This is a genomic window from Ihubacter sp. rT4E-8, from assembly GCF_049852125.1.
Taxonomy (GTDB): domain Bacteria; phylum Bacillota; class Clostridia; order Peptostreptococcales; family Anaerovoracaceae; genus Senimuribacter.
In genome coordinates this window covers 1,046,641-1,060,617 of the sequence record NZ_CP187532.1, presented here as the reverse complement: position 1 = coordinate 1,060,617, position 13,977 = coordinate 1,046,641, and the positions used below count along the sequence as shown (strand labels likewise).

12 protein-coding genes are annotated in these 13,977 nt (G+C 45.7%); 2 read left to right on the top strand and 10 right to left on the bottom strand.

The genetic code is table 11. The annotated features are described in order from the left end of the window. Nucleotides 1-41: 41 nt before the first annotated feature. From thiI to rny, 4 genes are all read right to left on the bottom strand, one after another. Nucleotides 42-1,226, bottom strand: coding sequence for a tRNA uracil 4-sulfurtransferase ThiI (gene thiI / locus ACPW7J_RS05220; protein ID WP_161874495.1), 1,185 nt, complete (start codon nucleotides 1,224-1,226; stop codon nucleotides 42-44). 8 nt (nucleotides 1,227-1,234) lie between these two features. After that, on the bottom strand, nucleotides 1,235-2,371 hold the full coding sequence (locus ACPW7J_RS05215; RefSeq protein ID WP_425757013.1) for a cysteine desulfurase family protein: 1,137 nt from the start codon (nucleotides 2,369-2,371) through the stop codon (nucleotides 1,235-1,237). Between the two features lie 30 nt (nucleotides 2,372-2,401). Next, complete coding sequence (locus ACPW7J_RS05210; protein ID WP_425757012.1) at nucleotides 2,402-3,796, bottom strand: MATE family efflux transporter; 1,395 nt, start codon at nucleotides 3,794-3,796, stop codon at nucleotides 2,402-2,404. A gap of 198 nt (nucleotides 3,797-3,994) precedes the next feature. Beyond that, a complete protein-coding gene (gene rny, locus ACPW7J_RS05205; protein WP_161874498.1) occupies nucleotides 3,995-5,536 on the bottom strand; it encodes a ribonuclease Y in 1,542 nt (513 codons plus the stop codon). Nucleotides 5,537-5,736: 200 nt separating this feature from the next. Between rny and ACPW7J_RS05200 the strand changes: the two genes are divergently transcribed. After that, nucleotides 5,737-6,840 carry an FtsW/RodA/SpoVE family cell cycle protein gene (locus tag ACPW7J_RS05200; protein WP_424959468.1) on the top strand — a complete coding sequence of 368 codons (1,104 nt, stop codon included), beginning with the start codon at nucleotides 5,737-5,739 and terminating at the stop codon, nucleotides 6,838-6,840. Nucleotides 6,841-6,932: 92 nt separating this feature from the next. Here the strand turns inward: ACPW7J_RS05200 and minD are convergent, their stop codons facing one another. The 6 genes from minD to radC form a co-directional block, all read right to left on the bottom strand. Further along, entirely contained in the window at nucleotides 6,933-7,658 is a 726-nt protein-coding gene (minD, locus tag ACPW7J_RS05195; RefSeq protein WP_161874500.1) for a septum site-determining protein MinD, read from the bottom strand. 74 nt (nucleotides 7,659-7,732) lie between these two features. Then, complete coding sequence (locus ACPW7J_RS05190; RefSeq protein ID WP_425757010.1) at nucleotides 7,733-10,471, bottom strand: peptidoglycan D,D-transpeptidase FtsI family protein; 2,739 nt, start codon at nucleotides 10,469-10,471, stop codon at nucleotides 7,733-7,735. Beyond that, complete coding sequence (locus ACPW7J_RS05185; RefSeq protein ID WP_425757008.1) at nucleotides 10,468-10,968, bottom strand: hypothetical protein; 501 nt, start codon at nucleotides 10,966-10,968, stop codon at nucleotides 10,468-10,470. Before ACPW7J_RS05185 ends, ACPW7J_RS05190 begins: the two co-directional genes overlap by 4 nt. Further along, on the bottom strand, nucleotides 10,965-11,783 hold the full coding sequence (gene mreC / locus ACPW7J_RS05180) for a rod shape-determining protein MreC (RefSeq protein WP_425757006.1): 819 nt from the start codon (nucleotides 11,781-11,783) through the stop codon (nucleotides 10,965-10,967). Before mreC ends, ACPW7J_RS05185 begins: the two co-directional genes overlap by 4 nt. 12 nt (nucleotides 11,784-11,795) lie before the next feature. Then, complete coding sequence (locus ACPW7J_RS05175; protein ID WP_161874504.1) at nucleotides 11,796-12,839, bottom strand: rod shape-determining protein; 1,044 nt, start codon at nucleotides 12,837-12,839, stop codon at nucleotides 11,796-11,798. Nucleotides 12,840-12,868: 29 nt separating this feature from the next. Next, a complete protein-coding gene (radC, locus tag ACPW7J_RS05170; protein ID WP_425757004.1) occupies nucleotides 12,869-13,549 on the bottom strand; it encodes a RadC family protein in 681 nt (226 codons plus the stop codon). 179 nt (nucleotides 13,550-13,728) lie between these two features. Between radC and ACPW7J_RS05165 the strand changes: the two genes are divergently transcribed. Then, nucleotides 13,729-13,893 (top strand): DUF1540 domain-containing protein, encoded by a 165-nt coding sequence (locus tag ACPW7J_RS05165; protein ID WP_161874506.1) that lies wholly within the window; start codon nucleotides 13,729-13,731, stop codon nucleotides 13,891-13,893. Nucleotides 13,894-13,977: the final 84 nt, after the last annotated feature.

The following is a 13,977-nucleotide window of genomic DNA, read 5'->3' as shown; positions in this document are numbered from 1 at the left end:
GATTTCCGTCTACGGCTGTCAAACGTCACGCGCCGCGGCGATTATTCCGCTTCGATATGGATAATTTCTTCAGAAGCAACAGCCTCCTTTACCAAATTCTCCACATCCAGACGTCCCTCCGATTCTTCAATACGCTCTAATTTCGGCTTGGTTGTCGGATGCTTTGGCAAAAATACCGTACAGCAATCCTCGTAAGGCTGAATAGATGTTTCAAAAGTGCCGATGTCTTCAGCCTTTTCCATAATATCAACCTTATCCATGGCGATAAGCGGCCGCATAACGGGCATCCTTACACAGGCGTCCGTTACCACTAAGGATTCCGCTGTCTGGCTGGCAACCTGTCCCAGATTTTCACCGGTAATCAGCATCATAGCCCGGTTCTTCTCCGCCAGCTTTTCCGCAATTCGCATCATAAAGCGTCGTACCAAGATCGTCGTTTCCTCTTCAGGACAATTCTGCACGATCTGCTCCTGAATCGGCAGTAGGTTCACCACATGCATCTTGAAATTACCACAGTAGGATGCTACGATTCTGGCTAAATCCTCAACCTTCTCCTGCGCCCGCTGACTGGTATACGGATAAGAATGAAAATGTACTGCCTCGATAAGCATACCTCTTTTTGCCATCATCCAGGCGGCTACCGGACTGTCAATGCCTCCGGAAAGCAGTACCATGCCTTTTCCATTTGTACCCAGCGGCAGACCGCCGAATCCAGCGATCTTCTGCTGATAAATATAGGATTTTCCATGCCGCACGTCTACAAAGAGATATACGTCCGGATTGTGGACATCTACCTTTAAAACCTTGCAGCCGATCAGCACCTTGGCGCCGATAATACGCGCGATATCAGGCGATTTAACAGGAAAATCCTTGTCCGCCCTCTTAGCCTCCACCTTAAACGTCTTGATACCCCTGGTCTCTATGAGCTCCATCATGTACTTCACAGCTTCCTCGCCGATGGAATCCAGGTGACTTTCCACCTCTACTGCCGGGCTGATGGAAGCAACGCCGAATACCTTAGATATCTGGCGGATTAGCTGTTCCTTATCGTATTTTTTATCTGCCCTGACAAAGATTAAGCCTTCATGCCGTCTCACGTCAACGTTCTCAAAATCTTTCAGATTCTTTTTAATCCTATCTACCAGCATTCTTTCAAAATATGGCTTGTTCATGCCTTTTAAAGCTACCTCGCCGCAGCGGACGATGAAAATATTCTGTTCGTTCATCTCGTCTCCTATCTAAATGATCCTAACTTTCTAAATCTGTTTACTGCCGTCTTCACCCTGTCTATGACATAATCCATTTCTTCCGCGGTATTGAATTCATTAAAGCTAAAACGAATCGCGCCTTCGATTTCCTTATCTGACAGACCCATTGCCGCCAGCACGTGGCTCCGCCCCTTCTTATTGGAAGAACATGCCGAACCTGTAGACACATAAATCTGATCCTGTTCCAACGTGTGCAGCAGCACCTCACCTCTGCACCCAAGGAAGGAAACATTGAGCACAGACGCTGCGCCGTCTTCTGGACTATTGACACGAATATCGCTAATCTGGTCACAAAGGCCGTCGAACAAACGACGTCTCGCCGCCGCCATGGCGGACACCCTTTGATCAAAATGTTTCTCGGCAATCTGACTGGCCATGCCAAAGCCCGTGATGCCCGGAACGTTCTCTGTTCCCGAGCGGCGGTGTTTCTCTTGACCGCCTCCGTTGATAAAGGCCGGTATGGTCACGCCTTTGCGGACGTACAGCGCGCCGACTCCCTTAGGTCCATGGATTTTATGGGCGCTGAGTGAAATCATGTCCGCGCCTGTCCGCTTCAGCTCTGTCTTTCCCAGTCCCTGAACCGCGTCCGTATGGAAAATTGCCCTTTTCTTTATCTCCGAGATATCACGCAAAGGCATGATCGTTCCTACCTCATTATTGACAGCCATAACGGAAATGAGAATCGTCTCATCGTTGATTGCTGCCTTCAGCTGTGGAAAATTTAACCGGCATCTTTCGTCCACATCTATATAGATCAGCTCAAATCCCTGCCGCTCCAATACCTTACAGGTTTCCAGCACAGCCGGATGCTCCACCCTTGTTGTGATAATTCTTTTACCTTCTCGCCTACGGGCCTGCGCAGTGGACAAAAGAGCCATATTATCGCTCTCAGTACCTCCGGAAGTAAAAATAATTTCATCTTCATGACAAGCAAGAGATGACGCAATGGCCTTTCTAGCCTTTCTAACCTCTTTTTCCGCTGCCAACCCCATAGCATGCAGGGAAGACGGATTTCCAAAGCAATCCCGCATAGAAGCGGCCATGGCGTCCGTCACCTGATCATATTGGCGAGTTGTCGCACTGTTGTCTAAATATACAAACATCTATTCCTCCTGAAAAGGGAAAGTATTTCCCTAAATAATCGTTTTCAGCCATTTACCGCTGAGATAGCGGCGGTATTCCAGCACTGCCTTGATCACATTTCCGCCGGAAGCCACCAAAATGCACAGATGCAACGGCAAATGTAGCGCTAAAACCGCGAAAAACGCCAAAGCTACTTCCAAACCGAGGTTGCACGAAAGCTCTACTATCATACAGAAGAAAGTATCGCCGCCTGCACGCAGCAGTCCGTTCTGTACAGAATAAGCCGCCATCCGCGGTATTTGCGTTACCGCAAACATAGCCATGGAAAGCATCAGGATTTCTGTAGTAGCCGGATCAAACTGGTAAAATGCCGCTACAGGCGCGCGTAGCAGCAGAATCATCAGGCACATGAGAAAATTCAGAGTCCATTGCACCTTCATGTATTTCTTCGCGTTGTCGCGAGCCAGGTCAATCTCCTGCCGTCCTAATGTCTCTCCTATCAAAGCCGCACAGGCGTTACCCATACCAAAGGACGCGCACTGGCATAAATTGCAAAGCACCTGACATACCTGAATAACAGCCAGAGCCTGTGCGCTGATTCTCCCATACGCGGCAAAGGTCAGGCTCATTCCCAGGGCCCATCCTCCTTCGCTGAACACTACCGGCATAGCAGTACGCATTACGCTGTTGAACAGAGAACGGCTGAATCCCAGAAAGTCTCTGACTCTGCCATGGAAAGGATGTTCCTTATCCAGCCAGAGATAAATCAATAATGCAGTCATCTCCACAATCCGGGCGATTGCCGTAGCCAGAGCAGCTCCTTCTACGCCCCTAGCCGAAAAGCCAAAATGGCCGTATATCAAAATATAGTTGAGCGCTGTATTGATCAAAATGCTGCATACATTGATGATCGTCGGTATCTTCAAAATCTGAATCGGCCTCGAGTTAAAAGTAACGGCAAAGCTGATCCCTACGGTCAAATATGTAACGGCAACAATCCGGATATAGCTAGAACCCATACGAATCACTTCCGCCTCGTCGGCAAACAGTCCGATAATATGCGGCGCGAAAAGCAGGACTCCGCTTACAGTAAGCATTCCGAGAACCAGTCCGATAGCTATATCCATTCCCACGATCTTTCGTATACTCTTAAAATCCTTAACTCCAAAATACTGCGCTAATGGTACTGCCGCACCGCTAAAAAGTCCAAAAAGAACCATGGTATAAATAGAATATACCTGATTAGCAGCGCCCACTGACGCCAGTGGCAGCGCGCCCAATCGTCCAATCATGACGTTGTCCACCAGATTCAGACTTACGCCGATAATCTGCTGCAGAATAATAGGCAGAGCCAGACGAAGAAGTTTCTTATAAAAGGACGGCGCCTGTATTACGCCGGCCGTTGCTTCCTGATTCTCCGATTTTATTGTTTTTTCTTTATCCATACTTTTTCCCATTGCCTGTCTCTCTGCTTTGGACGTCTCCGTACTTTGTACACAAGTTCTTCTGATATTCTATCATAACTACTGTCGATTTACTACGATTTTTTCTGTTTTTACCCGCGGACAAAGTCTGAATTAAACGCATAAAAACTGCCCTAAGCATAACTTGCTTTTCAGGGCAGCTTTTTAATGCTACATCTATTATTTCGCGTAATCGATGGCTCTCGTCTCTCTGACTACGTTGACCTTAATCTGACCCGGATATTCAAGCTCAGACTCGATCTTTTTAGAAATCTCTCTTGCCAGAAGAACAATGCTGTCATCGTTAACCTCCTCCGGCTTAGCGATGATCCGAATCTCACGGCCAGCCTGAATGGCAAAGGATTTATCAACACCCTTCGTGGTATTCGCAATCTCCTCCAGCTTTTCCAGACGCTTGATATAAGCATCCAGCGTTTCTCTCCTCGCACCCGGTCTCGCCGCTGAAAGAGCGTCTGCCGCGGCAATAAGTACAGCTTCCATACTTTTCGGCTCGTAATCACCATGATGCGCCGCCATACCGTTAATTACAGCTTCAGATTCCTTGTACTTTTTCAATACCTGAATACCGATATCTACATGAGTTCCCTCATATTCATGATCTAAAGCTTTTCCGATATCATGAAGTAAACCGGCGCGTTTCGCCAGTTTGACATCCAGTCCCAGCTCGCCCGCCATCAGACCGGAAAGCTGCGCAACCTCTACAGAATGCTTCAGCACATTCTGTCCGTATGACGTTCTGTACCGCAGTCTGCCCAGAAGCTTCACAAGCTCAGGATGCAGGTTGTGAATTCCCACCTCGAAAGTAGCCTGCTCACCTTCTTCTTTGATGATAGAGTTCACTTCCTTCTCAGCTTTCTCTACCATTTCTTCAATTCTCGCAGGATGAATTCTGCCATCTACGATAAGTTTTTCCAGCGCGATTCTCGCGATTTCTCTCCTTACAGGATCAAAACCGGAAATAATCACGGCTTCCGGCGTATCATCGATGATCAAATCTACACCGGTTAAGGTTTCGATCGCTCTGATATTTCTGCCTTCGCGGCCGATAATTCTCCCCTTCATTTCATCGTTAGGGAGCGCGACAACTGATACAGTGCTTTCAGCTACGTGATCTGCCGCACATCTCTGAATTGCCCCTGTAATGATCTCTTTTGCCCGCTTATCCGCGTCTTCTTTCGCCTTGGATTCAATATCCTTGATCATAACTGACGCATCGTGTCTGACATCCTTCTCAATCTCATCAAGCAAAAGCGCTTTTGCCTGATCAACGGTCAAACCGGAGATTTTCTCCAGTTCTTCGATCTGTCTTGCCAGAAAACCATCCAGCTCTTTTTTCTTTTCCAAGATTTCGTGTTCGTGCTTTGTAATGCTTTCTTCTTTTCTTTCGATGTTTTCCAGTTTTCTGTCGAGAGACTCCTCTTTCTGAATCAAACGTCTTTCAGAGCGCTGAACTTCCGCCCTTCTTTCTCTGACCTCCCTCTCGGCATCGGTGCGCATGCGATGCGCTTCTTCTTTTGCTTCTAATGTAATTTCCTTCTTGATAGTTTCGGATCTATTCTCTGCATCCAAAATCAGATTTCTGGCCTTTTGTTCGGCGCTGCCGATCGCCTTCTCTCCGATGTTCTTACGCAAAATATATCCGACCAATAGCCCCATGGCTAAAAGTACTATACAAATCATAATCCAAATCAATGGAGACATTAAAGCACCTCCTTTTCTATTAAATTGTTCCTGTTATGCCTTGTCCTGCTTTTCAAAGCAGAAACCTTATCAAGTCTTATATCTTTAAGGTAATTTCTAATAAAAAAAAATTGCATTACGGAATTAAATCTTGCTATATTCGCACAACATATATTATAATGTTGTAGTCGACATTATGTCAAGAACAAGAGGGGAAAACTATGAACAATTTTTCAAATTTACTTAAAAACATCGATAAAATCATCATAATAATAGCCGTACTCCTTGCCGGAATCAGTATTCTCATGATCGGAAGCACGCAAATCGCCACCGGTTTCCTCAGCCGTGAGGTCATCGTACAGATTGCGGCCTACTTCATCGGTCTGATCGCCATCTGCGTTATGCTGCGATTTAATTATACTATGTTCTTCGGTATGGAGAAATATCTGTATATCCTTTCTTTGGTTCTTCTCCTTTTGGTATACGTACCCGGACTGGGTGTAGAACAATTCGGCGCTCGCTCATGGATTAACGTAGGTATCACGACTGTACAACCCTCAGAGATAGTCAAAATTCTGTATATCCTGATTCTTGCCGGCTATCTCAGTGAAAACAGAGATATGCTGTATAATTTTAAAGGTCTGATCAAGGCCGGCATTGTCGCCGGACCAATCATTGTCATAGTTCTAAAGGAGGATCTGGGAAGCGCGCTGGTTTTCGCCGCGATCTGGGTCGTTATGGTCTTCTTTGCCGGCATCGATCTGAAGGTCTTTGCCAAGTTCTTCGCGCTGGTACTGGCTGCCGTGCCTGTAGCTTACGTCTTTATGGCGGACTATCAAAAGGAGCGAATCGAAGCTTTTCTCCATCCGGATAATCTGGAGCTTTCCGGTAACTGGCAAGTATGGCAATCAAAAGTCGCGATCGGCTCCGGCGGCATCACCGGTAAGGGACTGTTCAACGGCACACAGAAAGAACTGGATTTCATACCGGTACAAACTTCCGACTTTATCTTCTCCGTTATCGGTGAAGAACTGGGTCTGATCGGTGGTTTGATTGTTATCGGCCTTTTTGCGATTCTGCTCATTCGCATGGCCTCCATTGTCCGTGACGCGCTTGACTTCTATGGCGCTCTGGTCGTCGTTGGCGTCATCGGTATGTTTACCTTTCAGATATTTGAAAATATTGCCATGACCATGGGTCTCATGCCTGTAACTGGTATTACCTTACCGTTTCTCAGCTCCGGCGGTTCTTCCATCATATCCAATATGCTGGCGCTGGGACTTGTACTAGACGTTGGCATGCGCAGTAAAGGTATCAATTTCTAAAATGTATCATGAACAACAAAAAAGCCGAAGCATTAGTGATATTTCTTTATGCTTCGGCTTTTATCTTCAGAGAGTCTTCCTTTTGAAAGGTTCTATGCCTCGTCTACAATTCTTCCGGTGATTCTTTGAAAATTTTCTTCAATATACGTTCCCTGTTTAAGAATAATTGGAACGCCCAAGTTGGTGGAAATCTGAATGTTTTCATCGTACTGTATAATGCCTGCCAAAGGCGGACGCAGCATTGCGGTAATTTCTCGTAAACGCGGCGCATATCCGGCGTTCATCATCTCCGCTACGACCTTATTCAAAACGACAAAACGTTCTTTTATCCCTAACTGAAGCAGTTCACGGTCTAATGTATCTGCATCACGCAGCGCCGAATATTCCGGAGTTGTAACCAAAACGGCAATATCCGCACCGGCAGATGCCAACACCAAACCGTCATCGATACCTGATGGAGCGTCAATAATCACATAATCATAAATATTCTTCAATTTCTCACATAGCACCTGCAGGTGAAGCGGCGTCAGACTTCCATCATCTCTCGATGGAGGCGCTGCCATCATGTATAGATTCTCGAATCGTTTATCTCGTATCAAGGCCTGTTTAATACGGCATACGCCGGTCAACACATCATACACATCGTATACCACCTGATTTTCCAGACCAAAATACAGATCCAGATTCCGCAGTCCTAAATCCATATCCAACAATACCACGCTTTTACCCCGACCGGCTAAAGCCGCGCCGAAGTTAACGGCAAACATGGATTTTCCTGTCCCGCCCTTTCCGGATGCAATTAAATAAACTTTGCCCATTTCTTCCTCCAGTTAAAACGCATTTTCTATAACTATGATTTCCTGCCTGTCTTCTCTCCGCAGTGATTCTGTATTTACTGCATTCTGTTTGTTCCATTCTGGTCAATTTTATAAACCGCGATCTGATCCTCGTCATAAGCTTCCATATACTTGGCGATGATCTCCTTTGCCACCGGCGCTGCGTTTGATGAATATCCTCCTTCAACCAGCATGACTGCAACCGCGATTTTCGGGTCATCAGCTGGAGCCATCGCGATAGTCCAGGCAAAATAATCATAACTTCCCTTACCGCTGTTAATCATTCCCTGGGTAATACGATAATTGCTGGCCTTGATCAAAGCCTCGTCCACCGTATTATCCTCTGTATCAAAACGTTCAGGCTCCCGTTCCATCATTTTTTTCATCTGTCTTCTTACCTGTTCCCAAGTCACAGAAGTATGTGCCATGGAATTGATAGAACTAAGATGAGACTTCACATAAGCCACCTCGTTCTTTGGCTGACGAATAGACTGGTTTTCTGCTGTACCAGTCTTTCCGGCAACTTCAAATGGAAAGCTTCCGAAAACGCCGGCCAAAGTACCGCTGGTGCAAACTCGTTTCATACCTTTCACAACTTCTTCAATCGTGCCGTCCTTCAAACCCAGATTTACAGGCCTTTTCTTAACAGTAGATCCTTCGCCTTCTACGCCGCCAACGATGCTTACCTGATTTCGCACGCCGCCGTTGCCGATCGTGGCTACATAATTAGCCATCTGCAACGGCGTATACGCATTGTCGCCCTGTCCGATGGAAATGTTAAACTGGTCGCCTACACCCCATTGTGCCTGAATGAAATAGTCGAACTTCACACGGGATGCCACCGTTGCCAGCTGATCCTTCTTTACATCCGTATTTTTGTCCAACAGATCGATCAAATCCTCGTAAGATGGATTCTGCTTGATCCAACCGGATATGGTCTTCAGGTTCTCTACCAGCTTATCATAATCATCCGCAATCTTTTTCGGAAAAAACTTATGGGCATTATTGTACAAATAATCTCTGACGCCCGCGGCATAATTAGCTGTCTTATTTTCCTGAGACGGCGCCTCTACAACACTTTCGCCGATTTCAATACCAGTTTCACTACCAAGACCATATTTTTCTGCCATATTCAGCATATCATCTACACTGATATTATATCCTAAAGAAGCTCCGGTTCCCCAATCCTTTCCTGTTGCGATACAATAGAAATAGTAGTTACAGGAGTTACCGATACCCCACTCTAAATCTTCTGTTCCGTGGTTGCCTCCCCAATCGTTCCAACTGGAACATCCGTAAGTTCTTCCACCATACTCAATGTATCCCTTGTCGTTAATAAGGAGATGCGGACTCAATCCCTTTTCCAGCGCTGCCGTAGCGGTCACCGGTTTAAAGGTAGAACCTGGCTGTACGGCGGTTCTTGTAGCGTTATTGTACAGCGGCGCCGGCGAAAACGAGTCGCGAGGATTTTCCATCTGCACTGATTCCCATGCCTTTTCTGAAATACCTTCAGCAAAAATATTCGGGTCATAGGTCGGATAGCTGGCCATAGACAGCACGTCTCCTGTCTTCACTTCTATGGCCACAGCAGCGCCGCTTCGACTGTGCTGCGACCTGTTAATGGCGTCTCGCAACGCGCTTTCTGTAACCTTCTGCAGACCCAAGTCAATGGTCAAATAGATGTCTGATCCCTTCTCAGCCTGGCTTTCATCCAGCGTCTTTACGTATTCACCGCTACTGTTGACCTGAATCTTTCTCATGCCTGCTTTGCCGTGAAGCTTTTCCTCCATGGCAGCTTCCACACCATCCTTGCCGACCAGATCTGTGGAGCTGTAGCCTAATTCGTCTACATAATATCCAGCTTCACTCTCCGAAATAGCGCCCATATAGCCTAAAATATGACATGCCGTACTCCTATTGGGATAATACCGCTTACTTTCAGACGCGATTTCCGCGCCCTTGATACCAGATTCCTCTATAAAAGCAATGGTCTTTTCACAGATACCGGAAGCGATTTTAATCGGCTGGTATCGTGTAAATCCATTGGTCGCAATTTCGTTTCTGACTACAAAGATTTTCCGCGCCTCTTTATCGCTGAGTTTTTTGTCGACACTGTAGTCCTTGCGCAGCTGTTTAAAACAATCCTTTGCGGAAACTCCCTCTTTAATCTGATCCTCCGTAAAAGCAAACTTCCCAAGAAAATTTTCCAGTTCAATATCGTAAGTGTACTTCATACGCCTTACTGAAATAGGAGGATCCAGACCATACTTATCCTGCAGCGTCTCCATTGACGAAAAACGGGCGCTGTCACTGTTATCAAGACCATACTTACTACAGAGACGACTAAACGCTTCTTTGGCCGTTAAATCTTCAGGAAATCCCTGCTTCCGCAGCCACTTGGCAGTTTTCTGCTTATAAGTATAATAAAACTTTCCCGACTTCGAAATTTTAATCGGGAAATTATCTGTATATTTATCTCCATTTTTGATCAAGGTATTGATCAAATCCAGAGAAGACGTGTTGATCTCCTCTGTCGTCAGCGAGCTGGCGTTAAAATTAACAGTAAAAACCTGCTTATTTCCTGCGAGTAGTTTTCCGTTACGGTCATAAATACTGCCCCGCGGCGCAGACGTAGTAATAACCTTGGTATTCTGATCTGAAGCCTCAGCGCTCCATCTGTCATGCTGCAAAATCGTTACTACAAACAAGCGCACGCCTAAAACGATCGTCAGGATCAAAATAACCCCGATAATCTGCCTATATCTGGAACTGAATAATTTTTGATTTCTATTCATTGAAAATACCTGTCTCTTCTATGCTTAATAACCCTTTTTATCAACACAAAGTAAAGTACGCTTCCTGCCGCTACGTTGAGAATGAATGGCCGCGGCAGCGTCTTCATAACGTATAAGTAACTATATGGACTTCCCAGTACCGCATAGACGCACCAATACAGAGAAGCATATAACCATGTAGCAAACAGCAGCAGCAAAACGATATTAACAAAGTTCTCCTTGTTTGCAAAATGCTTTAATAATAAAACCGCTATACCGGCCAGTACCAAACAAAGCGCGCCAGGACCGACATACATGCCAAAAAAGGAGTCTTGTATCATGCCAAAGATGCAGCCAAAGAAAATTCCTGGCAGCGTCTCATCGTATACAAAAGTCAGCACTACGGTCAGACACAGCATCAGATTTATCTGTCCGCCAAATCCGGGGAACAGATTATGCAAAAAAGGCTGCAGAAAAAGCGCGCCGACATATAAGATCAATGCCCGTGAATACCTCATAAAATCACCGTAACTTTCTGCAGAGATTTGAAGTCCACTGAAGGCTTTACATCAACCCGCTGCAGCTGCGCATTGCTGTCATAACGAACCTTGACAATTCTTCCGATTTCAATTCCCGCAGGATAAATGCCCATGCCGGAAGTGACCAGCTTGTCTCCTTCTCTTATCTTGGCTTTATCATCCAGCATAAAACCACTGAGAATTCCATCAGTACATCCTTCAATAACACCGATCAGCTGCAGATTACCAGATACCTTAAAGGTAACTCTGCTGGATTCATCGATCAGCGCTACTACCTTGGACCATCCTTTTCCCACAGAGTGTACTCTACCGACCAAACCATCGCCGCAAATAACTACGTTGCCCTCCTTAACGCCGCTTTCCGAACCGCAATCAATAGTAAAAATGTTCATCCACTTCGTGCCGTCCATGGAAATAACATCGCAAGAAACGATATCCCCCGACCCACTGATTCCGCTGTAATTTAGCAGCTTTGACAGCTGTTTTAATTCTTTTAGTTCATTAGCTGACAGCGTCATTGCCGCAAGCTCCTGTTTTAAATTTTCATTTTCTTTTTTTAACCGGTCATTTTCCTTCTGAATATCCCGATAGGAAAAAAGACCGGATACACGATCTGATATTCCCCCTGCCACACCAGATACCGGTTTCTCGATAGCAGAATAAATGCTGCCGGCCAAATTGGAAATAAAATTCCCTCTGCCGCCGGAAGCGACAGAAGCAACCAATACAATCAGGCTGAGCAGAATTACCGCCAAAAGAAAACTTATCAATTTGTGATTTTTAATCCACTTCATACCCTATTTTTCCTATCTTCTGTTTACGCTGGTAGCATAAATCTTCAACTTTTCTATATCATTGAGACTCATTCCCGTGCCTAAAGCCACCGCTTCATAAGCATTCTCAGCAATATTCGCCTTCATACCTGTCCTCTTTTCAATCAGCTGATCCAAATTATGAATCAATCCGCCGCCGCCGGACAGAAGCATTCCGCTGGACGCGATATCTGCCGCAATTTCTGGCGGCGCTTTTTCAATGGTGGATTTCACCCCGTCGATAATCATATCTACCGACTCCTGCAGAGCAATCATGATATCACGATTGGATACCTCTAAGGTCTTCGGCAATCCGCTGATAATATCCCTGCCGCTTGCCTGCACTGTCGTGATGATTTCATCGCCGTTTTCGTCTATGTCCAAACATGCCGCACCTACTTGGATTTTCAGATACTCAGCTGTTTTCTCACCGATCAGCAGCGCATGACGTTTTCTCATATATTGAATAATGGCGTCGTTAAACTTATCTCCCGCATGTCTGATGGATGTACTGGCTACAATACCTCCCAAAGCAATGATGGCGATATCCGTAGTTCCTCCGCCGATGTCCGCAATCATACAGGCGGTAGAACTGTCAACATCCATACCGGCTCCGATCGCAGCAGCCATCGGTTCTTCCAGAATATACACTTCAGCAGCGCCCATATTGCGTACAGTCTGCTCTACTGCTCTCTTTTCAACTTCAGTAACGCCGCTCGGTACGCCTACAGCTACGCGGAAATTTTTCATCTTAGTCGCAGGCACAGCCTTCTCAATAAACGCTTTCAGCATATCTGCCGTTCTGTCAAAATCAGAGATAACTCCATCCTGCAGCGGCCTGACTACGCTGATATTAGACGGCGCTTTGCCGATCATATCCTTAGCCTCCGTGCCTACAGCCAGTGTCACGCCTCTACGGTTATCCATAGCGATTACAGACGGCTCGTTAAGGACGATACCGCTGTCCTTTATGTATATCAGTGTATTTGCAGTACCCAAATCAATTCCCATATCTTTTGCTGAAAAAAAATTAAACATGTATATTACCTCCAATATTCAATACAAACTCAGTGGATCAGGCCTAACTCTCTCATACTGGCATACTTTCCATCACCGATAATAATATGATCCAAAACGCAAATCCCCAGCAGCTGCCCGCCTTCTATCAGCCGCTGCGTCGTTACCGTATCTTCCTGACTGGGCGACGGATCTCCACTGGGGTGGTTATGTACAAAGATAACCGCCGCCGCGCTTTTTCTCACAGCCATATGAAACACTTCTCTCGGATGCACCGGTGTGCTGGACAATTCACCCACAGAAATATCGTCTATGGAAAGAATGCCGCCTTTCGAGTTTACAAGAACGCTCTTAAAATATTCTTTCTTAGCATAACGCAATTCCTCCATAAAGAGCCGGGCTATATCTTCCGGACTCTCTATAGAGACTCTATCTGCTGCCGGTTGCGCTGAAATCCTCTTTCCCAATTCTACAGCTGCAAGCAGCACTGCCGCCTTTGTTTTCCCAATGCCCTCCAAACGAACCAAATCCTCCGGACAACAAGTGGCCAGTCCTCCCAGGCCATCTGGAAATGCCGCCAGCACTTCCTCGGCCAGACCGATAGCAGACTTATTTCTCGTACCGGTATGCAATATCAAAGCTAAAAGCTCCGAATTAGACAGTTTACCAATACCTGCAGCCCATGCTTTTTCCACAGGCCGTTCATTTTCCGGCAGTAATTTCATTTGCATTTTTTACCTCCAAATGAAATAACCCGCCTCTCACAGTTACATTGCTGATTTTATTTTAACCGCAAAATATCAACATAAATTATATCATTCTTTGGCTTTTCTTACAAGCAAAAGGCACTAATATTTTTGCTCCAAACGGTTAAAATATTTATTGAAATCACATGAAGGAGGAAAAAATTATGGATTGTAACTGCAACCGCAACATTCACTGCACTGTAACACAGTGTATGCACAACGAAAACAAGGAAAAATATTGTACCCTTGATTCTATCACAGTAGGTACTCACGAAGCTAATCCTACACAGAAACAGTGTACTGACTGCATGTCTTTTGAACTGAAATAAGGTCTGACACAAAGAAGTCCGAGTCTATTTACGAATAGCCATGCACTTCGCCCCCTCTTTTCGCATATGTTTAATGCGAAGAGG

Excerpts from the sequence above, each read along its gene's own strand:
- thiI (WP_161874495.1), bottom strand. The coding sequence starts at position 1,226 with ATGAACGAACAGAATATTTTCATCGTCCGCTGCGGCGAGGTAGCTTTA.
- mreC (WP_425757006.1), bottom strand. The coding sequence starts at position 11,783 with ATGAAGTGGATTAAAAATCACAAATTGATAAGTTTTCTTTTGGCGGTA.
- rny (WP_161874498.1), bottom strand. The coding sequence starts at position 5,536 with ATGTCTCCATTGATTTGGATTATGATTTGTATAGTACTTTTAGCCATG.
- minD (WP_161874500.1), bottom strand. The coding sequence starts at position 7,658 with ATGGGCAAAGTTTATTTAATTGCATCCGGAAAGGGCGGGACAGGAAAA.
- radC (WP_425757004.1), bottom strand. The coding sequence starts at position 13,549 with ATGCAAATGAAATTACTGCCGGAAAATGAACGGCCTGTGGAAAAAGCA.
- ACPW7J_RS05175 (WP_161874504.1), bottom strand. The coding sequence starts at position 12,839 with ATGTTTAATTTTTTTTCAGCAAAAGATATGGGAATTGATTTGGGTACT.
- ACPW7J_RS05190 (WP_425757010.1), bottom strand. The coding sequence starts at position 10,471 with ATGAATAGAAATCAAAAATTATTCAGTTCCAGATATAGGCAGATTATC.
- ACPW7J_RS05165 (WP_161874506.1), top strand. The coding sequence starts at position 13,729 with ATGGATTGTAACTGCAACCGCAACATTCACTGCACTGTAACACAGTGT.
- ACPW7J_RS05185 (WP_425757008.1), bottom strand. The coding sequence starts at position 10,968 with ATGAGGTATTCACGGGCATTGATCTTATATGTCGGCGCGCTTTTTCTG.
- ACPW7J_RS05210 (WP_425757012.1), bottom strand. The coding sequence starts at position 3,796 with ATGGATAAAGAAAAAACAATAAAATCGGAGAATCAGGAAGCAACGGCC.
- ACPW7J_RS05200 (WP_424959468.1), top strand. The coding sequence starts at position 5,737 with ATGAACAATTTTTCAAATTTACTTAAAAACATCGATAAAATCATCATA.
- ACPW7J_RS05215 (WP_425757013.1), bottom strand. The coding sequence starts at position 2,371 with ATGTTTGTATATTTAGACAACAGTGCGACAACTCGCCAATATGATCAG.